This is a genomic window from Pseudomonas sp. McL0111 (genome assembly GCF_052567255.1).
The window spans coordinates 821,080-845,514 of sequence record NZ_CP199585.1 but is presented as its reverse complement, the minus strand read 5'-3'; the positions used below and the strand labels follow the sequence as shown (position 1 = coordinate 845,514).

At 56.8% G+C, this 24,435-nt stretch carries 10 protein-coding genes; 8 read left to right on the top strand and 2 right to left on the bottom strand.

Annotated elements, in window-relative coordinates:
• Nucleotides 1–120: 120 nt before the first annotated feature.
• From cobG to ACTWLJ_RS03845, 6 genes are all read left to right on the top strand, one after another.
• On the top strand, nucleotides 121–1,419 hold the full coding sequence (gene cobG, locus ACTWLJ_RS03870; RefSeq protein WP_445179930.1) for a precorrin-3B synthase: 1,299 nt from the start codon (nucleotides 121–123) through the stop codon (nucleotides 1,417–1,419).
• A complete protein-coding gene (locus ACTWLJ_RS03865) occupies nucleotides 1,412–2,038 on the top strand; it encodes a precorrin-8X methylmutase (RefSeq protein ID WP_401214867.1) in 627 nt (208 codons plus the stop codon). The genes cobG and ACTWLJ_RS03865 overlap by 8 nt, the downstream gene beginning before the upstream one ends.
• On the top strand, nucleotides 2,035–2,769 hold the full coding sequence (locus ACTWLJ_RS03860) for a precorrin-2 C(20)-methyltransferase (protein ID WP_445179929.1): 735 nt from the start codon (nucleotides 2,035–2,037) through the stop codon (nucleotides 2,767–2,769). Before ACTWLJ_RS03865 ends, ACTWLJ_RS03860 begins: the two co-directional genes overlap by 4 nt.
• Nucleotides 2,769–4,469, top strand: a complete 1,701-nt coding sequence (cobJ, locus tag ACTWLJ_RS03855; protein ID WP_445179928.1) for a precorrin-3B C(17)-methyltransferase — start codon at nucleotides 2,769–2,771, stop codon at nucleotides 4,467–4,469. Before ACTWLJ_RS03860 ends, cobJ begins: the two co-directional genes overlap by 1 nt.
• Nucleotides 4,470–4,869: 400 nt before the next feature.
• A complete protein-coding gene (locus ACTWLJ_RS03850; protein WP_445179927.1) occupies nucleotides 4,870–11,922 on the top strand; it encodes a TcdA/TcdB pore-forming domain-containing protein in 7,053 nt (2,350 codons plus the stop codon).
• A 172-nt stretch (nucleotides 11,923–12,094) separates the two neighbouring features.
• Nucleotides 12,095–19,084, top strand: a complete 6,990-nt coding sequence (locus ACTWLJ_RS03845) for a TcdA/TcdB pore-forming domain-containing protein (RefSeq protein ID WP_445179926.1) — start codon at nucleotides 12,095–12,097, stop codon at nucleotides 19,082–19,084.
• 69 nt (nucleotides 19,085–19,153) lie between these two features.
• On the opposite strand, the gene ACTWLJ_RS03840 is transcribed toward ACTWLJ_RS03845, so the two are convergent.
• Nucleotides 19,154–19,750, bottom strand: a complete 597-nt coding sequence (locus ACTWLJ_RS03840) for a MarC family protein (RefSeq protein WP_401214878.1) — start codon at nucleotides 19,748–19,750, stop codon at nucleotides 19,154–19,156.
• A 245-nt stretch (nucleotides 19,751–19,995) separates the two neighbouring features.
• Here ACTWLJ_RS03840 and ACTWLJ_RS03835 point away from each other — a divergent pair, with 245 nt between their 5' ends.
• Nucleotides 19,996–20,787: a hypothetical protein gene (locus ACTWLJ_RS03835; RefSeq protein WP_445179925.1), complete on the top strand. Its 792-nt coding sequence runs from the start codon at nucleotides 19,996–19,998 to the stop codon at nucleotides 20,785–20,787.
• Nucleotides 20,788–20,844: 57 nt separating this feature from the next.
• Nucleotides 20,845–21,546 (top strand): hypothetical protein, encoded by a 702-nt coding sequence (locus ACTWLJ_RS03830; protein WP_445179924.1) that lies wholly within the window; start codon nucleotides 20,845–20,847, stop codon nucleotides 21,544–21,546.
• A gap of 33 nt (nucleotides 21,547–21,579) precedes the next feature.
• Here the strand turns inward: ACTWLJ_RS03830 and ACTWLJ_RS03825 are convergent, their stop codons facing one another.
• The gene (locus ACTWLJ_RS03825) at nucleotides 21,580–24,354 is read right to left on the bottom strand and encodes a response regulator (protein ID WP_445179923.1); all 2,775 of its coding nucleotides are present in this window, start codon (nucleotides 24,352–24,354) and stop codon (nucleotides 21,580–21,582) included.
• Between the last annotated feature and the right edge of the window lie 81 nt (nucleotides 24,355–24,435).

The window sequence follows — 24,435 nt, the reverse complement described above, 5'->3', positions numbered from 1 at the left end:
CCGGATCACAGATTCCGACCGGCAGGCATTTTCATGCACTCGGGCAAAGCAGGCATAATGGCGACCTTTCGCTCCTCACAGCGCTGCCAGCCAGCCGGTCATCCCTTGAACGAACGCCCGATGTCCACCGCTTTACGCCCCTCGGCCTGTCCGGGGTTGTTGCGTATCGTCCAGGCACTGGACGGCGGTATCTGTCGGATCAAGCTCAATGGTGGTTCGATCACCGCTGATCAGGCCGGCGCAGTGGCCGATGCCGCCGAGCGCTTTGCCGGTGGCGCGATCGAGGCCACCAACCGCGCCAATCTGCAGATTCGGGGCATCGGCGAGCAGTCCGCAGCGTTGATCGACAGCCTGCTGGCTGCCGGACTCGGGCCGCGAACGGTGGCAGGCGATGATGTGCGTAACCTGATGCTCAGCCCGACTGCCGGGCTCGACCGGCAGATGCTTTTCGATACCCGCGCGCTCGCCGAGCAAATCCTCGACACCCTGCAAAGTCACCCTCGGTTCCATGAGTTGAGCGCCAAGTTCGCCGTGCAACTGGATGGCGGCGAAGCGCTGGCGATGCTCGAACATCCGCATGACCTGTGGTTGTCGGCGTTCGAACGTGACGGTGAGGTATTGCTGGGGTTTGGTCTGGCGGGTTGCCCGACGGATCGAGCACTGGGCGCCGTTACACTGGAAGATGCCCATGCATTGGTGGTCGCGGTGCTGGAATTATTCCTTGATCTTGCTCGCCCGGAGCAGGCGCGGATGCGCCATTTACTCGATGAATTGCCGAGGCTGGCGTTTCTTGAACAGTTGCGCGCGCGCGTGCCGGTAAAAGCAGTCAGTGGTTGGCAGCGCACTTCGGCGGCAGACGATTTGCACATCGGCGCTCATCCGCAAAACACAGAAGGTCTGCTGTACGTTGGCGCAGTGCCGCCGCTCGGTCGTCTTGATCCATCGATGCTGCGTGGTGCCGCGCAACTGGCGCTGCAGTTCGGCGACGGCAGCCTGCGCTTCACGCCATGGCAGAGTCTGTTGCTGCCGAACGTGAAGACCAGCGACGCAGCCGCAGTGCTGAATGGGCTGGAACAACTCAAGCTGCTGACTCAAGCCGCCGAACCGCTCTCACGCCTGATCGCCTGCACCGGTTCCAGTGGCTGCGGCAAAGGCCTGGCCGATACCAAACAAGATGCGCGTCATCTGGCGACATTGCTGCAAACAGGCCAAAGCGTGCACCTGTCCGGCTGCTCGCGTTCCTGCGCTGCCGCGCACCGTGCCCCGGTGACGTTGCTGGCGGTCAGTCCCGGCCGTTACGACCTCTATTTTCGCGATGCCGCGCAGCCGGGTTTCGGCGCGTTGCATGCACACAATCTGACTATTGAAGCGGTCGCGACCCTGCTCGACGCCCGCTCACGGAGCCCCCTTGATGCTTGATTACATCCGCGACGGTCAGGAGATCTATCGCAACTCCTTCGCGATCATTCGCGCTGAAGCCAACCTGTCGCGAATTCCCGCCGACCTGGAAAAACTTGCGGTGCGGGTGATCCACGCCTGCGGCATGGTCGATGCCATTGACGGTCTGCAATTCTCCGAAGGTGCGGGCAAGGCCGGGCGTGATGCGCTGGCTGCCGGCGCGCCGATTCTGTGTGATGCACGGATGGTCTCCGAAGGCGTGACCCGTACGCGCTTGCCGGCTGACAATCAGGTGATCTGCACCCTGCGCGACGAGAGCGTGCCGGACCTCGCCCGTGAGCTGGGCAACACGCGTTCCGCCGCTGCGCTGGAACTGTGGCGCCCACATCTGGAAGGCAGTGTCGTGGTGATCGGCAACGCGCCGACCGCACTGTTCTATTTGCTGGAAATGCTCGACGCCGGCGCTCCGAAACCGGCATTGATCCTCGGTTTTCCGGTCGGTTTCGTCGGCGCGGCGGAGTCCAAGGCAGCGCTGGCGGCTGACAGCCGTGGCGTGCCTTTCGTGATCATGCAGGGCCGGCTCGGCGGTAGCGCCATGGCTGCCGCCGCTGTGAATGCGCTCGCCACGGAGATCGAATGATGCAGGCCAAAGGACGTTTGATCGGCCTCGGCGTCGGCCCCGGTGATCCGGAACTGATTACCGTCAAGGCGCTGCGCCTGCTGCGCGAATCGCCGGTAGTGGCGTACTTCGTTGCCAAGGGCAAAAAGGGCAACGCCTTCGGCATTATCGAAGCGCACCTGCAAGACGCGCAGAACCTGCTGCCGCTGGTGTATCCGGTAACCACCGAAGTGCTGCCGGCGCCATTGTCCTACGAACAGGTGATCAGCGATTTCTACGATGACGCTGCCGAAGAAGTGGCTGCGCATCTGGATGCTGGTCGCGACGTGGCGGTGATCTGTGAAGGAGATCCGTTCTTCTACGGTTCCTACATGTATCTGCACGACCGCCTCTCGACGCGCTACGAAGCGCAAGTGGTACCGGGCGTGTGCTCGATGCTCGGGGGCGCTTCGGTGCTGGGTGCGCCGCTGGTGTATCGCAACCAGAGCCTGTCAGTGCTTTCGGGCGTGTTGCCGCATGACGATCTGAAACGACGTCTGGCGGATGCCGACGCCGCAGTCATCATGAAGCTGGGACGTAACTTTCCCAAGGTGCGTCAGGTGCTGGAAGAACTCGGCCTGGCCGAGCGTGCGCTGTATGTCGAACGCGCGACCATGGCCAACCAGAAGATCGTGCCGCTGGATCAGGTCGAACCGATGTCCTCGCCGTACTTCTCGCTGATCATTGTCCCGGGCGAACGGTGGCAGGGCTGATGACTCAATCCATTCCCGCTATCGTCATCCTCGGCCAGGGCAGCCTGGCTACTGCACGATGCATTCAGCAGGTGTACCCCGCTGCGTTGATCCACGGCCTCGCCGGTCGGGTCGAGGGCGCTGATCGCAGCTATCAGGAATTCGGTACGACTCTGCGCGAGTTGTATCTGCAAGACACGCCGATCATTGCCCTGTGCGCGGCCGGCATCGTCATCCGCACACTGGCGCCGCTGTTGCTGGAAAAAGGTGCCGAGCCACCCGTGCTGGCCGTTGCCGAAGACGGCAGCGCGGTGGTGCCGTTGCTTGGCGGACTGGGCGGGGTAAACGTCATGGCCCGGGAAATCGGTGACGCGTTGCAGGTTGCCGCCGCGATCACCACCAGCGGTGAATTGCGCTTCGGCACCTGCCTGCTCAATCCTCCCGCAGGTTACACCCTCGGCGATCTCGAATCGGGCAAGCGCTTCGTTTCCGATCTGCTGGCCGGGCACAGCGTGCGCATCGAAGGCGCGGCGCCGTGGCTGGCTCAGGCGCAGTTGCCGGAAGATCCACAGGCGCAGCGCTCGATCCACGTCGGCAGCGCCGAGCGCGAGGCGAGTGCCAACGAATTGTTGATCTACCCGCGCAGTGTTGCGGTTGCGGTGAGCGCCGAGGTGGCGGATCTGCCGAATGCCATTCGTGCAGCCTTGCAGCAAGCGCGAGTTGTGGTGCAATCGCTTGCCTGTCTGGTGGCGGCCGACACTGACATGGCCTCTGCAAATTTGCGTGAAGCCGCGCTTGAGTTGGACGTGCCGCTGCGATTTGTCGCGGCGCAAAATGACCTCGCTGCACTGGCTCGTCAGGCACTGCCGCAGGCATCAATCGTCGAGACAAATGGCTTGGCGATCGCCGTTGCCGAACAACCGCTCGACGTATCGCAAATCGGTCGTGCGCGTGGTCGTCTGGCGGTGATTGGCCTCGGTCCGGGCGCTGCTGAACTGATGGTGCCAGCGGTGAAAGCCGAACTGGCGCGGGCCACCGATGTGCTCGGCTATGAAACCTACGTGAAAATGGCCGGTCCTTTCCGCGACGATCAGGTGCAGCATTGCACCGACAATCGCGAAGAGATGCAGCGTGCCCGTCACGCCTTCCGGCTGGCGGCCGCAGGGCGTTCGGTGATCGTCGTTTCGTCTGGTGATCCCGGCGTGTTCGCCATGGCGGCGGCGGTGCTTGAGGCATTGCACGAATCCACCGATCCGGCCTGGCACAGCGTCGATCTGGAAATTCTGCCGGGTGTTTCGGCTTCGCTCGCTACCGCCGCCCAGGCGGGTGCGCCGCTGGGTCATGACTTCTGCGTGATGTCGCTGTCGGACAACCTCAAACCATGGTCGATCATCGAAAAACGTCTGGATCTGGCCTCCGAAGCCGATCTGGCGCTGGCCTTCTACAACCCGATCTCGCGCGCTCGGCCATGGCAATTGGGCCAGGCGCTAGAGATCGTTGCGCGGCATCGCACAGGCGCAACGCCGGTGGTGCTTGGGCGTGACATCGGGCGTCCGGGGCAGACCTTGCGCGTGACTACGCTGGGCCAACTGACGCCGGATCAGGTGGACATGCGCACGATGGTGCTGATCGGTTCCTCGACCACGTGCACTTTCGCCAAGCCTGACGGTGGCGAATGGGTGTACACGCCGCGCTGGTACGGCGAAAAACCGCAGTCGTGATTGATGGCGGCCTCAAGGGCCGCCATCGGCCTGCCGGACTGTCATGGTCCGGATTTGGCCGCATCGGATTTGTCGACGGCGTTTGTGGGATCTCTGTCTCTGTCACGTCGGAACTATTTCACTGCTTACATTCGGTCTGATTTATTTTGAATCTTCGCTTGGGTGTCTTCGAGTTGGAGTTGTGTGTTTGCGCCTCTTCGCCAAACAGCATGTTTTAATCTGAAATTATTAGTTACTGTTGATAGCTGTTGCAGCATTTGTCGATTGTTTTTTTATATGTTGTTTGACACTTGTTGAAAGTGTTCTTGTTTGATGTCGAATCCTCCAGTTGTTAGCTTTGTCTTGCGTGTAGGTGCCGCGGTTACCCGTGGTGTTGTCAGGATAAAGGGAATCAACTGTCATGCAGGATGCAGATCGTCGAAACGCTAGTGGCTACGTCAACTTTATAAGCTTGTTCAAGCAGGCAGATCTTGAGCAAGCATTGTTACTTCATCGAGACAGCGATTCATATCAAGTGGTTCTGCGCTATTACTTTGCCTGTATTGGCTCACTCGATTCCCATCGGTTGATCGAGCCATTGGCCCTGTTGAGACAAGCGCTGGGGCAACTAGTCGATACAAGCCGTGTACGCCGGGGCGTTGATAAGGTTCTCTCCGGGATCAGCGGTCTGGCGCAGATCCGCAATCAGGTCGAAGCGTTTGAAACGCGACTTCAAAATAGTATCGCCTTCAATAAGGCCATTGCGACACAAGTTCCGAAGAGTCTGCACTTCGTCTGGCTTGGTGGTGGCATGGGGGCGATTCAGCGCGACTACATCAATCTGTGGAAGCAAGTACTCAACGGGCAGGGTTACCAACTTAATCTCTGGTATGACAGTGATGCGTTATTGGTGTGGCAAGCCAATAAGTCAATCGTAGAGGCGGCGAAGGCTGATGCGATGTTGCATGGCGGTGTCACCAGCACTTCGGAGTCGGAATTGGGCGCTCTTTACGAAGAGCGAGCGATTGCTTTGAAGCAACAGATGTTCATGCACATCAATGCTGCAGTGGACAAGGGACGGTCGGCTGATGAAGCCCGGGTGGATTTACTGAGCCGGGCTTATGGTCAGGACGCCGCGCAGCTGGAACAACAGATTGAGCAAAACCATCGCAGTCTGTTGGAGCTGGCAGGTGGGGATCTACAGTTGCGCGACCTTCATGGCGTGAGCGAGCCGCTGACATTGCAGGCTGTTTATGATCGCGAGACCAGGCTGAGCGGCAATCTGGCTGCGGCATCCGATGTCGTGCGAGTCGAAGCCCTGTTCGGTGAGGGCGGCAGTTATGCCGATGTCGATAACCTGCCGCCACTGGTCAAGACCCTGGGCGATGTCGATATCAGCGAATTTGGCGGCGACGCGCGACTGGGTGTTTTGCAACTGCTGCTGGATCACAATCCGCACTGGATGCCCGGCCGTCAGGCGCTGCGTGGTCAATACAAGGATTACCTGGCGCAGATTCCTCAAGAACACAGGGGCGCACTTGAAATATTTGCCAAAAACCAGCCAGCGCTGGGACAGGTATTTCAGGCGCCGGCAGAGCGTCTGGCCCGCCCTCAGGCGCTGCGCGCTGTGGCGGAGCAAAATTCGCTGAGCAATGCCTATTTGATGGCGCATTCCGGGTCGGCGATGCTGAAAACCGTGATCGAGCGTTATCGTTTCAATTATCAAGTGATCGATGACACCGCTCGACTGGCAGCGAAACGCGGTATTGCATTGCATGACGCCGACGCCATGTCGCTGCTGTCGCGCGAGGTGCTTGAAAAAAATATCGGCCCCTTCGCTGAGTTGTCCATGGAAGAGGATGTGGCCGCCAGCTATCTGTCTGGAGCGGTCGCTGGCTATTTCGGTGATGGCATTCGCCCGCAAAGTGAATGGACTATCTACCTGACCGGTCCCGGTGCGATGCGTGATGGCCTGGCGGATTATGAGCGTCAGCACTTTACCCCCAGAGACGCCGAAGCCCTGCGTACGGACGCAGCCATTACGCCGCTCTGGACGGTCAATCGCATGACCGAGGAAGAGCAGGACCATTCCTGGAAAGACAACGAAACCGATCAGCAGCAGTGGGTCAGCAACGAACAAAAGCGTTGGCAGGAGGGGCAATACACCACGCGGTACAGCGGTGACATCGCACCGTTGCTTACACAATCAACAGTACTGTTCGAGGAAGGCTGGCCGGTGATCGAGGGTCGGGCAGTGCTGTTGACCGAGATCTTGCAAGTAATGATCGACGGGCTCGGTGAGCCCTTTGTCGCAGCGATGAGGCGAGGTCATAACGGACCGCTCGATTTCGAAGCGACACCGCCGCTCGGTTTCGATGAGCGTCAAGCCATCAAGGCTCAGCCTCCCGGTTTGCAAGCTCCGGCGTCGCTCGGTGATGCTTCCACCGAGGATTTGCCGCTGGATGAACTGCTGAGCCGAGTTGCCGATGGTTCTCTGCACATTGTCCAGATCAGCGCTCTACAGAGGGTATTGCTGGGCCAGTTGTTGGGGACGCATTCACTCGATAACCAGAGCTTCGCGCAATTTGCTGCCGAGCTCGATAATCTCGCAAACAGTGTCGGCGAGCTAGGCGCGTCTGGTCGGTATGCGGCCATAGAACGACATCTCTATCAGCGTCGGACGCCGGCATTCCTGGCAGGCCTTGCGAGTCCTATCGATGGACTTGCGTCGTCGTCAGAAAGCGCATTGACGCTGAAGAAGGCTGCACTTGGCCGGGCGCACACACTGTTTCAATGGGGTCGCCATGTTGCGCTCATTCAACAGGTCGCCACGCTTGAACACCGTGAGCAGGTCATCGAACGGGTCGGCCAGGTGTTGGATCAGTTCGAGGCCAGTAGCGTAAAGCTGGTGCCTCAGGATCTGTTGCTGCAGGGCTTCGGTGATACGGCTGGCGGCCGCTGTTACCCGCTGGCACTGGTAATGAGTGCGGCGCTTGAAAAGGGCATCTCGGCTTCACATCGATTGCGTGAGCGTTTCTATCTGGCGACCATTGATCCGCAGCAGCAAGACTCGGCCGTGTTCCTGGATGCACTGGAGGAATTGCGTGGCGTGCAATTGCAGGAGGTCGGGACGCCGCTGGGGCGGATGGGCGTTGAGCAAATCACCGCCACTTTGCAAGCCTACGACAGCACTCGCACGCTGATGCTCAATTCGGACAATCACGCCATGCTGGTGGCCAAAACCTTCAGTGACGAGCGCGCGACTTATCATTTCTACGACCCTAATTTTGGTGTGTTCGAGTTCGAAAAACCGGCCATGTTCCACCGGGCCCTGGCGCACTTTTTCGAGCAGCAGGACATGGCCAGACACTACGCGGCCTATGGTAGTGACACCCACCCGACGTTCGATCTGATTGAGCTGCAGGGTGAACGCGTATCCGGCTGGAGTTTGTCCAACGGATTCAAAGTGGCGCAATTGCTGGAGTCCGACGCCCTGGTGCCGGGAATGGCGGAGCGCATGCGGCTTAACCGCGCGCGAGGACAATCGCTGGTCAGTAATGCTCATCTGGGGCGCAGTTTGCTGGAGCTGGACAGCCTTTGGTGGGGGCAGCAAATCGCTCATGTTTCGGATGGGTTGCAGGCGGCGCATACGTCGGTATCGCCTTTGGTGCCTTTGTTTGAAACGCTCGAGATAACCTCCAGTGGCGACTACCGGATTTCAATGATTGATTCGTTGCAGCCGGAGCACCTGGTGCAGGTGGTCAGCCGTGACCATCGCCTGCTGCGAATCAAAAATTACCTGACGGAACTGTTTTTGAGGCTTGCCGGCAAACCGAGAACGGGTCCATTCGAGGTCGGCAGCGTGCACACTCTCAACACGGGATTCACGATTCAGGCAGTGATGAATGCCCTGCGTGAACGTGAAGGCGAGGACCGTACATTGACCCTCGCGGTACGCCTGCATGCCTACGTCAACTATGCACAACTGGCGCATGGCAATGTCATGGATGTGGCGGGTCTGGTGAGTCTGGTTCGCACTGGGCTTGGCGAAGAAAAAATCATTGCCCGCACCTGCGCGCCGGTGGTCAGCGAAGCATTGGGGCATGTTGCCAACGAGGGTGTCGGGGCGGTGTTGGGACTGGCGAACGTAGGCTTTGATATCTATCAATTGGCAGCAGCGGACAACGAGGTCGAAAAGGCGCAGTTTGGCACCCAGTTGGCATTCGACACCGCCAGTCTCGCGCTGACGGCCGGTGGTCTGGGCGCTGCGACGGCGGGTGCCGCGACTGCCGGTGCGGTGTTGGGCGGGGCCGGAGTAATCCTTGGCGGACTGGCTATCGGTGTAGCAGCACTGGCCCAGGGTTTTGCCAGAATCGCCGAAGAAGCGCAGGCAGTGGGGCTGTTTTTCGACGACCTTGAGCGGGCCTATCGTGGCATTGGATATCACTTCGATGACGCTTCCGGTGGCTGGGTCGCGCACCCCTCTCTGATTGTGCAGAAACTCGATTTCAAAAACTCTACGGTCATGCTCGACAGTCCGAAACTGTATCGGCTGCGTGACCATTTCGGGGTGCCGGATTTCAATCCGGATTATCAGCAGGCGCTCAGTATCCAACGCGAGCTCGGCTTGCCTGGCAGCATTAAATTCGAGCCGCCCGGCGGGCAAGCCGTCGTGCTGCCGTGTACCCCGCAAACGTGCTACAGCTATGAGTACAAGGCATTACCGTTCGCGACGTTGCGTCACGACACCGGATTCGATACGGCCCGCAGGCTGGAATCGAAAGATCGAGATGGACAATTGAAATTCCTCTTTTCGTTCTACTCCTTCCCCTCTCACTACATCCTTCATCGACTGGCGCCATCTTATCGGGCAACTGTTATCGAGGTTGAACTGGATGCATTGGAGCGCCTGCTGGTGGTACCTGATGTACCGGCTGTCTGGCGGGACAAGGTTTCCTACAGGGTCCAGGGTGCTGGCGCGTCTTGCACGGTGATGCTCAATCGAGGGGCCGATGTTGAACTTTATGCTCCGAGTTTGCGGCGGTGTCGCTGGGTGCTGGTGGCGAACTGGGCTGGTGAGCGAGATGTTCTGTTAAACGCCGACGGCACACTGGTCATTGGTGGTGCGAAAGTGTCGTTCTCGGGCAAAGGTACTCGTGAAGTATTGATCAGGCTGGCTGATCAGCAACTGTTCAGTGTCGATCATGCCCGTCGCCAATTGGTCGTCCTCGAAAAGACTGCTCCGTCCGGAGAAAACCAGCTGTCGCTGCTCAAACATTACAAGTCGCTGGTTCAGGAGCATCGACTGGTGTTGCCGTACACGCCGACACATCACTTTTTGATCCCGTTCGAACCGCAGGGACAGCCGCGCTATACCACCGCTTGGTATGACGCTGCTGAAGACCGGTTTCTGTACATCCGCAACGAAGAAGTGCTTGCGAGCGATGAGCTGTTATTGGCAGCAGTGAGCGGTGGTTTTGCTTACTTTTATGAGCCAAAAAACTTTCTCGTCTGGCAGGTCGAAGCCGTCAGCGGTCTGCTCAAGTGTCGTTACCGGCTGGTACTCAAGCGTGGCGAGTGCAGTGTCCGGCGAATTGAAGTGGACGCCGCCGGGGTGATTCATATAGAGCAGCAATGGGTCGACCACGACAGTTCCGTAACGCAATTCAATTACTTGATTCATGAGGGGCAACTGCTTCTCACGTCGGTCACTCGTGACATGGCCCGGGAGCTGGGGGAAAAAGTATTTGCCAATCAGATACTGGAAAGCTGGCAGGCCGTGCTCGGTGATTACCTGACACTGTCGCCGATGCCGGAACAGGCAGGTACGACAACGGTGGACTGGCTGCCGGCATCATACGTATCAGTCTGTTGGATGTTTGATGCTGACAAGCGCGACATGGTCTGGATTCGCAGCCGGGATCGTTTGTGTATTCATCCATTCAGCTCCTCCAGACATGCCCGTGGCTGGCCCGACTCGATCAAGAATCTGAGTGATCTGATGCTCATGCCGGCAGGTAACGAAGGCGATCTGTTCTTCATCTACGATCGCCTTGCGCAAAGCCTGTGCAGGTTGCAAAGAACCGTGACCGACGGTGGCGAACGCTGGCCCTCGCAGTGGGCCCATCAGTGGGTTCAGCCCGTCGGTCTCAAGGATGTAGTCACGGTTGAGAGCGGCTACCTGGCGCTTACCGAAGATGGATTATTCTTCAACCTGACCGCCCAGGGAGACGTGCGTCTTGGAGGGCTGAGTGAGCGCTGGATCAAGGGTCGGACACATTGGTGGCTGGCGCTGGAGTCGATTTCCTCGCAGTTCACGGCCGACAGTTTTGCCATCCTCGGTTTGCACAATGCGCTGGGTGACGGTTACCTCGGGGCCTGGTTTGTGGATAACCGCTTGTTGCTCTGCGACCCGGGACACAACAAGGCGCTGCGCTTGTTGGGCTGCACACCGGACAACCAGGCTGTATGGCTGTTCGATCTTTCAAGCGGTGAGATCTGGAGTCAGGAGTTTCTCGACCGTCAGCGGCTCGTTCCGGCGTTTGGCGTGGGTACCCAACTGTTGCTGTCCGACGCTTTGCCGACGCCTCAGGTTGAATGGGCTGACTGGTTATTCTCCAATGTAACGAATGCGGGGGCCGGGTTGCGAGGGACGACGGTCAACGGTGTGTTGCTGGAACTTCGGTCTAAGGAGACGGAAAGAATCATCGGGGTCAACCATCAATGGACGATCGCACATGCAGAGCATCTGCTCGAGGCATTGCGGGCATTGCTGGACACCGCCGAACACGGCGGATTTATCTCGGTGGAGTCTGCACCTGGCACCTTGCAATGGTATGACGTGGCGAACGCACGCCTGATACGGGTGACTGGCAGCCATCTGTCAGGCGAGTGTGAATTGCTGGGTACCCGGCGCACCGATGTCTTATTGCATGAGCGGCTAGAAAAGAATGTATATGCCTATCCCGGTATGCGCAGCATTGGTCATTTTGAATATGTGCGGCGCGACGCCGACGTATTGGTGGTCGAAGGGCAGAACAAGGTCGGCGACCTGTTGCCGATGATCGCTGATGACGTGTCCCGTCTAGTCCTGCGATTGGGACAGGGAGGCGTGACATATCATCTATCCAGGGCGATGTGGTTGCGACTGGACTCGGTCATCGTTGATTGCCGGCACGGGCTGGGGGAGACCCCGGCGATCCCTGGCAAGCTGATCTGGGCGCTGGATAAACCGGAAAAACTACAACTGTCGTTTGCCGGTGAGCATTTGCTGATCGTCGATCCTGATCGCCAGCACAGCCTGATTTTTCGCGAAGCTTGTTCCACCGATCCGGTACTGCGCGGTGAGGTCTTCCTCGGGTTTGAAGGGCGAAATTCCTATCCGGTTTCCAGATTGGTGCAGTGGCTGCGGAGTTTTCCGAATGTCCAGACCGGGACGACACTCGAGCAGTTACTGCATGCAGTACCGTCCTGAAGCGTGGGCGAAAGTTTGCCGGGTGGGTTTTGTACGTTTGTAAGTTGGCGCAATTGATTGCTGCATTGCAATAGGGCGATCAATTGCGACTTTCAAAATTTTAGTTGCTTTAAACATCGTGATAGCGAAGGCCGTCTCGGCAAATTTGATCGCGTGAGAAAAGGATATTCAGTTGAATAGCAAGAACCATGGATTGACGGTGGGCAGTGAGTTTTCAGCAGTTTTTGAACGAACGGATCTGGCGTCCATTACAGGGAGTTTTCCTGATGGCACGTCTCGAGAGCAGATGTTGCGTTATTACGATGGCGCGGTCGTAGCGTCGGATTGGTCAGAACAACTGACAGCGGTCAGATTGCTCAAGGAGCTCGTGGAATCGATTGGTTCGGGTGCGCCCGATGTGAAACTAAAAAAACTCAGTGGAGAACTTGCGAACTACCACGCTCGGTTATCCGGTGTCGTGCAACTTCTATCCCCCGGCAAACCGGTTGCGCGAAAGTTACACTTTGCCTGGGTGGGTGGGGGTATTGGAAACATTCAGGCGGATTACATCAATGTCTGGAAACAGATGACTGACTCTGATGGGTATCGTCTGAATCTCTGGTACGACAGTGATGGGTTACTCGCGCATGAAACCAACAAGGTCATCGTTGAATCGGCCAAGGCTCAGGGAGCGATAGCGGCCTCTCAACACGCATCGATGAAGCCTGGAACGCTTGGCAATCTTTACGTTGAGCGGGCCCGCGCGCTCCGTCAGCAAATGTTCGAATATATTCAAAAAGCTATTGCAGCAGGTGGTAGTGCCGACCAGGCAAGGATCGACCTGTTGGTCAGTGCTTATGGCCAAGATGAGGCTGCGCTTAACATGCTGAAGGTGAAAAACCTACAGTCGATTGAAAATGTGGGTGCGAAGGGCATTGCACTTCGGAATATCCGTGCCGAATTATCCAATCAGCCATTGTTCGATATTTATGAGCGCGAGCTGTCTTTTCGCGGCAATCTTGCAGCCGCTTCGGATATTACCCGGTTGCAGGCGCTGCTTTTTGAAAGTGGTACTTATCTTGACGCTGATCTGTTGCCTTCGTTGCATGCAAAGATCGGTGGCATAGATATCTCCGGTTTTGATCTCGAAACTCGCATGGGGATTATGCAAGTTTTGCTCGATCAGAATCCGCAGATACTACCTAGTCGAAGGCTGTCGCATGCTGATTTTCGCCATAAAGTACCGGAACAGGTCAGGAACGTATTAACAAACTTCGCCAGGACGGTATCTTCGCTCCAGGATATTTTTGCGCCGTTCAATGAGGTCGTGGTTTCTGAACATGGTTTGCGTGCAGGAAACAAGAATAATGCCGCTTTAAACGCAAGCCCTTTCAATGGTCTTTCCAATGCCATGTTAAGTAGCCATGCCGGGTCTGCGGCACTTGTCGGAATCATCGGGAAAATCCGCAATAACTATGCATTTCTGGATCGAGTGGTGGAGTTGGCCCGCAGTAAAAACATTTCATTGATAGATTCTGCAGCATTTTCCGGTTTGATCATTGACGAGATGAAGAAGATGTACGGCCCTGACGAGTGGGTCGCTCGACAGCACATTCTAAAGGCCGTGACTGATTACGATGCCGACGGCATCAAGTTCGGCGCCGATTCGGCTATTGCCATGAGTGGTCCGACGGCCGTTTCCCAGGGTTTGAATGATTTCGTCAAAGCAGAAGCGATTGCTGGTGCTCTTCAACAATTCAGTGACCGAGTTGATCTGCGTGACGGTTTCAATATGGCAACTGAAGAGGAGACCCACCATAGCTGGAAGGACAACGCCAGGACCGAGCCCGACTGGTTCGAGCTGGAAACAAGCAGAATTGCGGATGACGCCTACAAAAACCATTATCTGGGCAACGTGGATGAGTTGCTCAGAGCTCAGACCCTGACGTTCAAACAGGGCTGGCCGGTTATCGAAGGCAAGCCAGTATTGCTGACATCGGTGCTGCAGCAACTGCTGGATAGTCTGGGTGAACCGTTCGTTCGTGCGATGAATGACAGATTGACCGGCGATATTGCGCTCGATGCACCGTTCTCGATCGATTTCGAAACACGTCAGCAGATTCGGCAACAATTGAACGTCGAACTGCCGCCATCGACTGGTGCCGAGTCGCTGGGCAACTTGAACGAAGCGTTGGCGCGTATCGCGTCTGGCAAGTTGCCTGTTGATCAGTTGAGTCCGCTGCACCGTGTGATGTTCGGCGGTCTGTTTGGAGCGTCGACGCTGGATCAGGAGGGATTCGCTGCCGCCTGGAAGACCACCGTTGATCTTGCCGAACATACCAGTGATCTGGGGTTGTTCGCACGCTATGACGCGATCGAACAAACGTTGCTCAAACGTTCTGCGGCGCCGCTTGAGTTCAGTGCTTCGAAAATCGACGCTGGTGGGGAAAACTCCCGGGCTCTGAAGGCGCAAGCATTTGCCAAACCCATGAGCGTACGGCAATGGCAGGAACACGTCAGCCAGGTAGAAACCGTGGCTAAAAAAGAACAACGGGCGTCGATTCTCACGCGAGGCAATGCGGTACGTGAGCGGTTTTTCCTGGCCGGGGCCAGCTCAGCCAAACAATTTCCACAAGGGCTGCTGATACAGGGTCTGGGTGACCCGGGGCGGCGCTGTTATCCATTGGCGTTGGCCATGGCGGCAGCGCTGGAAAAAGGCGTCGCTGCAGAGCGCACTCTGATAGGCAAACTGGCGCTTGCCAACATCGCCCCCGACACAGCTGAAACCCACGCATTACTTCATGTTCTGGATGAGCTGCGTGGCATCCCGATGGCGCAATTCGGCGAAAAAAGGCCGGCGGCGAATCTGGAGACAGTGATGCAGGCGTTGAGCGCAAAAGACAGTGCCGGCAGTTTGCTGCTCAACACCGATAACCACTCGATGCTGGTGAGCAAGGTCGCGGTGCAAGGTGAAACATCCTATCGATTCTACGATCCCAACTTCGGTCTGTATGCGTTCAGTCGAATAGATGAACTGCAAAAGGGGCTGCAGGGTTTTTTTCAGGAAGAGGCGGTAGCCAGACTGTATGGCGTCACAGAGGATTCCAATGCGACTTTTGACGTCGTCGACCTCGACGGCGTGAGCATTGCCGACACGGTCTTGCCGTCCAAAGTCAGCGTTGGAAACCTGCTGAGCAATGAGCCCGTTGCTGGCGGGACGCCTGTAGAACCCTGGCGTCATCATTCGCAGCTGCGACTGCGGTCGCTGTCGGAGAACGCGCGTCTTGGTCAGGCATTCGCCAGTATGGATGCCCGCAAGTGGACGCAGATCATCAAAGGCGCCACCGATCGGTTGCATGAACAACACCAACTGACCCGCGACTTCGTTCCAGTGTTCGAGTCCCTGAAGCCCGCCGCACAAGGGGGCAGTGAAATCACGCTGGTCAACGCGAAGGATCTGCAACAGACGCGCACGGTGTTGACCGATGACAAACGCTTGTCCGGGATCAAATCTTATCTGAGCGATTTCTTTGAGAAGTTATCCGGCAGACGTGCGGGCTCGCCCGTGATCGACCCGACCGATGTCGGCGCGGTTCACACACTCAATACCGGTTTTGCCATTCAGGCGTTGCTGTTTGGGCTCAAGGGCGCGGAGAGCGCCGATGGTTCGACGGCGTTGACGTCTGCGGTGCGTATCCACGGTTATCTCACCTACGCGCAACTGGCCCACGGACTCGTGGTCGACGCGGCGCAATTGCTGGGGCTGGTGCGTCATGTGTTCACCGACAGTCTGCGCGTGGCCAACACAACCCGGGCGATGGTGGGCAACGCGTTGGGTAGCGTATTGAATGAAGGTGTGGGGAATCTTCTCCAATGGGTGAGCATTGGCTTCGACATTTATCTGTTGGTCAATGCTGAAAATGACACCCAGCGCGCGGTGTTCGCTACCCAGTTGGCTTTCGATACTGCGGGTCTCGCATTGGGTGCCGGAGCGTTTGGCGCAGGTCTTGCTGGTGCTGGTACGGCCGCTGCGTTTCTTGGCGGGGCGAGCGTCATTCTGGGCGGACTGGCTATCGGCATCGGTGCACTGGTCGAAGGTTTCAGCGCAAGAACCGAGCGTGCAGTGCAGATTGGCAAATATTTGAATGAGGTGCACAAGGCGTATCGTTCTGAAGGCTATTCGGTAAGGGGCGATACCTTCTTTGCCAACCCTCATGCCGTTTATTCACAACTGGATCTGCGCGACGGGTTCATCACCTTTGGCAGTCAGAAAATCTTCGGCGCAGACAACTACTCTGATTTGCATCCACCCAGAATCGACCCGGATCGCGACCACGCATTCAGTATTCGAGAGACGCTCGATCTGCCGGCAGAGTTTGCCTTCAGTGACAAACTGAACGTTGAAAGTGTTGTGTTGCCGAGCCTGCCGGATTGCTTCCTGGCCTATGAGTTTGGCGGATTGCCTTTTTCGACGACGCTGCGCGAAGACCTGGAAACGGCATTGGCACTTGAGCACGACCGTCATGGCAAGCGGCAATTCTGGTTCACCTTTTACAAGTTTCCCACCGAATACATTATCGAAAAAATGGTGCCCAATTACGTGGCAACCACGATCAGCGTGGTGCTGGGCAGGCAACACCGTTTTCTTCATGTACCGACCTTGCCGCGCGAAGTGCACGGTCACCTTTCTTACGAAATTGATGCACTCGGCGGACACTGTTCGGTAACCCTGGCCGAGGGCGTCAAGTCTTTGCGTTTGCAAGTCTCGACTGGCGAAGCGATGAGCTGGTCAATACGCGCAGCCTGGTTGAATAAAAGAGCCGTGAAAATTGAGGGCGACCTCCTGCAACTAGGCTCGATAAATGTACAGGTGCCTGGCAAGAATGTTGTGTTTCTGCAACTCGACGGGCACTCGTATCAGGTGGACTGGGCCAACGAAACTCTGTTGCTCACTGAGCTGGAGGCCGGCCCGGATGAAGATGGCTCGGTGACACGCCAGCGGGTGCGTGAGCTCGCACGTTCCAGCCATCTGACGGAGGGCCCAACGGTGATTCGCAATTACCACGACGCTCTGACCGGCGTGCGCACTACCGCCTGGTACGACCGGAGTGAAGATTCTTTCCTGTTGGTTCGCGGGCTGGAGCCGAAGTATGCGGCGGACATTTGCATGGGACCCAGGATTGGCCAGCATGTTTATTACTACTGTCCTTCAGAGGCGTTGGTCTGGCGAGTGGACGTTATTACCGGGCAGATCAAGCGCGTGTACCGTTTGATCCGTACAGAGTTGAAGGCCTGGATTAGCGATGTTCAGCAGTTGCCTGACGGCCAATTGCGTGTGATTCGACGCATCGAGCTAGACGAAAACCGGTTTCTGAAAATGACTTATCTGATTGGAGAGGATGAGCTTTCGGTTACTTCCGTGTCCGGCTATCTCAGCTATCAGGAAGGTCGCGACATTCGACGCGGGTCGATCTCCGTTGCCGATTTTCTCGAATGGTACTTGTTGCTTCCAGCCGTGCCAGGTGTTGATGACGAGCGCGCTGTGGGTGCCGGGTTGTCCAGATTCATTACCGTCGATTACATGGACTGGGACTTGAAAGAGTTCCACAGGGTCTGGGTACGTAGCAGCGACGGCAAGGTCTTTCGACCGATTCTCGACACAGGGGACGATTTGGCCGATGTCTTCGATTGGGAGCTGCTGGATCCGCAACAGTCAGAAGATGACACGGTTCTGTTCCGTAGCCTCAGCCATCACCTCCTTTATCGACAACACATCGGTGCGCAACATCAGATACCTGTGACTTATGCAGAAAAAATCGTGCCACTCAGGGTGCAGCTAATCAACCGCTTGGGTCAGCAGTACATTGTTATTGCCGAAGGGGGCATGGTGTTTCACATGAATGCTTTGGGTGAGTCGCGTCTGGCCGGTCTAAGCAAAGACTGGCAGTTCGCCCGTCGGTACTATTCAAGCGCCAGATTGAGTTGGTGGGATGCTGTCCTGAACACTGCCGGGAAATGGTCTTCCGAGAATGTGGAGGTGGGGGGCATAGGTGATACGTCGGGCAATACATTTCTGTATGTCGTGTGCCTGGGTCAGCAATTCCTTGTCGCCGATACGGCAGGAAAGGCTTTGACGCTATTGAGGCCGACTCAGGACCACAAGGCCGTGTGGCTGCTGGATTCATCTTCGGGCCGAATCTATCGACAAGCGTTCATGGGGCGAGACAGTCTGTCTGAAGCATTCGGCGCGGGTACCCGTCTGTTCCGGGCTGACTTGATCCCGACTATGCAGAGGGTGTTGCCGCAACGGACCTTTGCCTGGGCAGTACCCCACGCGTCCGGTTTGCGTGCAAAAACACATGACCACGTATTGTTCGATCTGTTCGAAGGCAAGCCACCGCGAATTGTCGGTGTGGAAAATGAGTTTTTCGAAAGTGTGGATTCACGTGAGGTGCGGGAGCAGAAGCTGGCGCAACTGCTGACAGGCCAGCGTTCTGCTCCGTTTCTGTTTATGGACCGGATTGATGATCTTTGTTCATGGTATGACGTCAGCGCCGGCCGCCTGCTCCATGCCACGGCACCAAGCAATGCCTTGCCTGGCTATCTGGGAGTCGCGAACGGTCAAACCTTGTTGTTGCATGACTCGGTGAGCCAGCAGCTTTTCAGCAACCGCAGCGATGATGGATTGCTCAGCGATGTATGGATGACTGTGGAAAAAGTCAGTCGAGTAGCCAATACATTAGTGATTGAAAGCGGTCAGTCACTAGGCAGGATTGCGCCGATTCCGGACGGTGTAGACACGCTGATACTCAGGTATGCGAAGGACGGGGCGGATTTTTCGATCACTCAGGAAACCTGGGCACGGCTTGATTGCCTGATTGTCGATTTTGATTTTCCCGATGCGGTACGAAGTTATCTAATGCTCAAACTGGCGCCGATGGAACGGTGGCTGGTCACGCTGGAGGCTGGGCACCTGCTGCTGACGGACCCCGACACGGGGCGCAGCATCATCCTGCGCAATGCCGGAACGATCAACGTGGCGTCGCAAAAACAGGTGGTATTCAGTATCCCGTTGTCTGGCGATCTCGAAGTGACACTCTATCTGGATGAGTTAATGGCGGCGTTGCAGGAGAACACCCCGAGTGACTTTGGTGCGCTGATCTCGTTGTCTGTCGAGGCGTAAAGCATCGATTCGACTTCGGACGAATTAGCTAAAAGGCTGCGGATCTGATCATCCGTAGCCTTTTTACCCTCAGGACACCAGGTACCCCTTCACCCCGGTAAAGATGATCTGCGCCGCCAATGCGCAAACAAACAGTCCCATCAACCGGCTGACGATCTGCAAGCCTTGATCGCCAAGAATGCGTTCGATGTGATTGGACAGGTACAGCACCACCCCGACAGTCAAACTGGCCAGGGCGATGCTCATGATCGCGGTGAGTTTGTCGTCCCAGTGCGGCTGGCTTACGCCCATCACCAGCAGCGCACCGATGGTGCCGGGGCCGACAGTCAGTGGAATGGTCAGAGGCACGATAGTGACGTCTTGCTGCACATTGTCACTCTGTACCGCAGGTTTACCTTGAGCCATGCCCAATGCCGATATGAACAGCACGCTGCCAGCGCCGATGCGAAAAGCATCCGCCGTAATCCCGAAGACGTCGAAAATCACGCGTCCGAACAGATAGAGCAGGACACTGGACACCAGTGTCGCAATCGCCACTTTCCAGGCCAGGCGCCGTTGCTCTTTACGCGAGTAGCCACGGGTCAGGCTAATGAAGCAAGACAGCACGAAGAACGGGCTGTAGAGCACTAGCATCTTCAGGTAAACGCTGAATAACACGTGGAGCATGGTGAAAACTCGCAACAGGAGAGTTGAGGCGGAGTCTATCAGTCGATCAGCTACCCGTGGGAAGCCTTTCAAACATCTTTTTTACGTTCGATTGTACTTGTGTTAGTCGTTTAGCTTGTTTTGTTAGTTGATGGAAGTGGGGATAATGTTACAGCTTTCAGTTTGTTGGAAGTGGCTATTTTGGTTAAAGTTGATATTGTCAGGTTCATGAGGAACTTGCGAGTAAATTTAATCAGGGAGTTGTTATGCATAATCAATCTATTCGCGACAGTTACGTTGCTACTTGTATTGAAAATATTGAGTCGTACGAGATTGATGCGTCCAATGTCATTCGATCTCGTGGTCTTATGATTTCCGGTGCCGATGTTGAAGCTCCGGGCAAAGGTTCTATTGTTGGCGAGGGAATTCTGTCTTTTACGAGTAATCTCAATGCCGAGAATCGTGCGGATGCGCAGAACGCCTTTTTGTTTGCCAGCCTCGTAGCCAATAAGAAGTTCCCGAATCAACATGAGGGCAAGGAGAACTACGAGCTGTTTCGACAAGTGATGACCAATTGTGGTTGGACCCCGGTGTCCAAGTTTTACGGCGATTTGCATGTCGCCGGAACCAGTGTCCGTATGGACAAGCTGGTTCTCGAAATTCTGGCTTCGGTGGTCGCCGGTGTCGCCTTGCCTGGTCCAACCAGTGCGCTGATGCTCAAGGTAGCGGGCGACGCCATTGCTGCATTGAAGCAACGCGATACGGCGTTGACTGTTTATGAAAGAAACCTGCTGCAAAACGGTGTAGGTGGACTGGCCGCCGGCACCTGTACCGAAGTGAATGGCGAGGCAATCATGGCGGTGGGCGCAGTGCGTTTCCTGCGTAAGAATACTTCGACCAAAGTGCTGTTTGCCGATGTAGACGTTCGTGATGTCAAACTTTACCGTGGTGAAACAATGTTTGCCAAAAACGAATTTGTTGCCAATCAGGCTCGCGAAAGTGTCAAGGGCAAGCTGGGTCTTAATGTTGAGAAAAAAATCGAAGATTACGAAATCTGATTGATCCAGACTGGGGCGGTCGACTATTCGCCGTCCCTTGAAAATCAAGGAGGTTAAATGGATTGTAATTATTCTTTTGTGGTGGTCGGTCGTGCAGTTGTGATCGTTTCGGACGCTGATCGACTTGCGATGGGTACAGACGTTATAAATTCGTTGTTATTGGCGCAGCTAGTAGCTAACAAGAAAGTGCAGCGCAATCCGGCTCGCAACTGGTATGACGCTTGTTTGCAAGTACTGGATGATTTTTGGGTACGGCATTCAAGAGCGCAAAATACATGGCGTCCTCCCCAGGACAGTTCTGAGTCAGCAGTCGACTGGATCAATGCGGCGATGGGCAATGGCAATTTGAACGAAGGACAAACCATCGCGGCGGCGGTGAAGCGGCTGGCAGCTGTGCCGGGCGCGGACCCGGCAATCGATATGCTTCGCAAGCATCTGCAGGGCGATCATGTTGGTGCGTCGCTCGAGGCCGTAGGAGCATTGAGCAATACGCGTTTGCTGGTGGTTCTGGCGCAATCGCCAAATTCGCTCACCAGTGTGTATCTCGAGTTTCAATCCCATCTGGAAGTCGGCCCTAATCCATTCGCTCAGTTATATCGGGCTTCGGATATGCAGGGCAGCATTTGCATGCGTTACGATCAGGCGCAGCTGGCCGAAGTCATCTACGGTCCGGTACGTAAAGCCATTGCCCTGAAAGTTCAGGGCAAACTCGAGGCCAATGTGGCGGTGGTCATTGAGAGCGAGGCGCCGGTGAATTGATTTGGAGCACTTGAGTCACTTTCAAGCGATTCCTCAGAAAGTCGAGGCCGTACGATTCTGCTGATCACGCTGGGCCACCCAGTGTTCGATCAGCTCGCGCAGTTGCGACAACTCCACCGGTTTGGCCATGTGCCCATCCATGCCGGCCTGACGTGCGCGTTCCTTATGCTCGGCAAGGATGTGCGCGGTAAGCGCCACAATCGGCGTACGGATGCGCTGATTGCTGACTTCCCACGCACGTAGTTGCTGGGTGGCGGAGAAGCCATCGAGGATCGGCATTTCGCAATCCATCAGCACCAGATCGTAACGCTGGGCCTTCATCGCTTGCAGGGCTTCTTCGCCGTTGCTCGCGGTATCCGGTTGCAGGTTCAGTTTGCCGAGCATGCCGCGAATCACTTTGGTGGAGATCGTGTTGTCTTCGGCAACGAGGATGCGGAAGTCGCTCGGTACTTTCGCCGCGGTGGCCGGGGTGATCACTTGCGGCTGGAACACTACCTGACCTTTGTTGCGCTGATTCAGTTCGTCGGCGAGGGTGGTCTTGAGCGTATAGCCGGCCACCGGTTTGGCCAGAATCCGTTTGATCCCCGAGTTGCGCGCAATGATCTTGCTCGGCGCATTGCTGATGCCGGTGAGCATGATCAGCAGGATGTCGTGGTTCAGGCTCGGGTCTTCCTTGATCTTCGCCGCCAGTTGCATGCCGGTCATGCCGGGCATGTTCTGATCGAGCAACACCACATCGAAGTAGTCACGCAGATGCGCCTTGGTCCGCAGCAGCGCCAGTGCTTCCTTGCCCGATGGCACGGCGCTGACGTTGAGGCCCCAGGCGCTGCATTGCTGCACCAGCACTTTGCGGCAAGTGTCGTTGTCGTCCACCACCAATACGCGAGCGCCTTGCAGCGGGCTGTCGAGATCTGAGGTCGGGTGTTCGAGACGGTCGGGGTCCAGCGGCAAAGTCAGCCACAACGTGCTGCCCTGATTGGCGCCGCTCTTGATGCCGAATTCGCCGTGCATCAGGCGGATCAGTTGGCGAGCAATCACCAGACCGAGATTGCCACCCAGGCGGTTGGCGGAGAGGAAGTGTTTGCTGTGCAGTTCGGCGTGCATCAGTGCATCACGTTCTTCCGGCTCCATTGGCTGGCCGCTGTCCTGCACCGCGATCCGCAGGCGCGGTTTGGTGCTGCGTTCATCGAGGGCGACGACGATCAGCACTTCACCTTCGTCGGTTTTCTTCAGGGCGTTTTCCAGCAGACTGAGCAGAGTCTGGCGAAGACGTGTCGGGTCACCGCTGATGACGCGCGGAACTTGCGGCTGGATGAAACTGATCAGTTCGACGTTCTGTTGTTCGGCTTTGGCGCGGTAGATGCTCAGGCAGTCGTCGATCAATGCGTTGAGGTCGAACTGCACATCATCGAGTTCGATCTGCCCGGATTCCAGTTTCGAGATGTCGAGAATTTCGTTGATCAGGCTCAGCAATTCGTTGCCGGCGCTGTGAATCGTCTGCACGTAGTCGCGTTGTTTGACCGACAGTGGCGTGCCCAGCAGCAATTCGGTCATGCCCAGTACGCCATTCATCGGCGTGCGGATTTCATGGCTGATCTTGGCGAGGAATTCGGCTTTGGCGTTGATCTCGGCATTGCTCGCGGCGAGGTCGCGACTGATGCTGAAGCGGCTTTCAGTGATGCTGCGCTGACGCTCGCCCAAGGCAATGCTCATCAGCACGCCGCTGACGCAGATGAACGCCATCAGGGTCATGATCAGGCCTTGCGGCGCGACCAGGGTCAATCCCAGCAGGGCCGGCAAAATGATCAGTGTGCCGATGTTGAACACCACCATCGCGGCAACGAAGGCGCGCGCCGGGCGATAGCCTTTTTGCCAGTGATAGAACGCGACCAGCAACATGCTCAGGCCGGCGAGGGCTACCAGACCGTAAGTGATCAGGTTCAGTGGCAGAGTGTTGACGAACAACAGCAACAGGCTGCAAATCACGATGAACAGAATATCGCCCAGTAACAGTTTGTTCAGCAGATGCGGGCCGAGCGGGGCGAAGAAGCGGTAAGCGAACATCAGACCGGCGGGGGCGGTCAGCAGCAGTGCCAGATAGGCGCCGGGAGTCTGAATCGCATGCCAGTTCGGCAGCCATGGGCCTGCGAGATTGAGCAGCAGCAACAGACTCAGTCCCAGCAAGCCTTCACAGACCGCCAGCCACAGACTGCTGCGCGAACGGGTATAGGCGTAACGCACCAGGCTGTGCAGGATCAGCATGGCGAGACAACCGAACAGCAGGCCGTAGATCAGCGTCTGGTTTTGATTGGCCGCGCTCATTACCGCCGATTGCAGGGCAACATGTGGGCGCAACTGGTGCTCGGAAACCATCCGCAGATAGACGTCGAGGGGTTTGTCGCTTTGGGGCAGCGCCAGCATGAAGTCGCTGCTGGGCAGTGGTCGCTCGGCCTGAGGCTGGCTGGTGCCGGTGGTGCGCTGCTCGATCAGCTTGTCGCCGTCCAGCACGTAGAGATTGAGTTGTGACAGGTCCGGAGCGAATACTCGCAGCACTTGTTCGTGCTTGCCGGGCGCCAGTTTGAAACGCAGCCACAATGCGCCGTCGGGCTCGGCCGCGGTCAGGCGGTCAAGTTCGATGGGGCTGAATTGATTGGTGTAGCGGGTGGAGCGGATATCGCTCAGTTGCAGGGAGCCTTGATCGTCGAGCAATACTGACCAGCCACTGCCTTGCGCGGCTTGGGCCGGGAGCATGCAGAGCAAGGTCAACAGCGTGACGGTGAAGCTTATGGCAATCCTGAGCCAGCGCACGGCGAAATCCCTTCGTAGATTGATGCCAGAATATAACGATGCGCAGCGTCGGAACAGCCCGGCAGGCACTAACAGTACCCG

Coding starts and splice junctions, on each gene's coding strand:
- ACTWLJ_RS03860 (WP_445179929.1), top strand. CDS start 2,035: ATGATGCAGGCCAAAGGACGTTTGATCGGCCTCGGCGTCGGCCCCGGT.
- ACTWLJ_RS03840 (WP_401214878.1), bottom strand. CDS start 19,750: ATGCTCCACGTGTTATTCAGCGTTTACCTGAAGATGCTAGTGCTCTAC.
- ACTWLJ_RS03830 (WP_445179924.1), top strand. CDS start 20,845: ATGGATTGTAATTATTCTTTTGTGGTGGTCGGTCGTGCAGTTGTGATC.
- cobG (WP_445179930.1), top strand. CDS start 121: ATGTCCACCGCTTTACGCCCCTCGGCCTGTCCGGGGTTGTTGCGTATC.
- ACTWLJ_RS03835 (WP_445179925.1), top strand. CDS start 19,996: ATGCATAATCAATCTATTCGCGACAGTTACGTTGCTACTTGTATTGAA.
- ACTWLJ_RS03850 (WP_445179927.1), top strand. CDS start 4,870: ATGCAGGATGCAGATCGTCGAAACGCTAGTGGCTACGTCAACTTTATA.
- ACTWLJ_RS03865 (WP_401214867.1), top strand. CDS start 1,412: ATGCTTGATTACATCCGCGACGGTCAGGAGATCTATCGCAACTCCTTC.
- cobJ (WP_445179928.1), top strand. CDS start 2,769: ATGACTCAATCCATTCCCGCTATCGTCATCCTCGGCCAGGGCAGCCTG.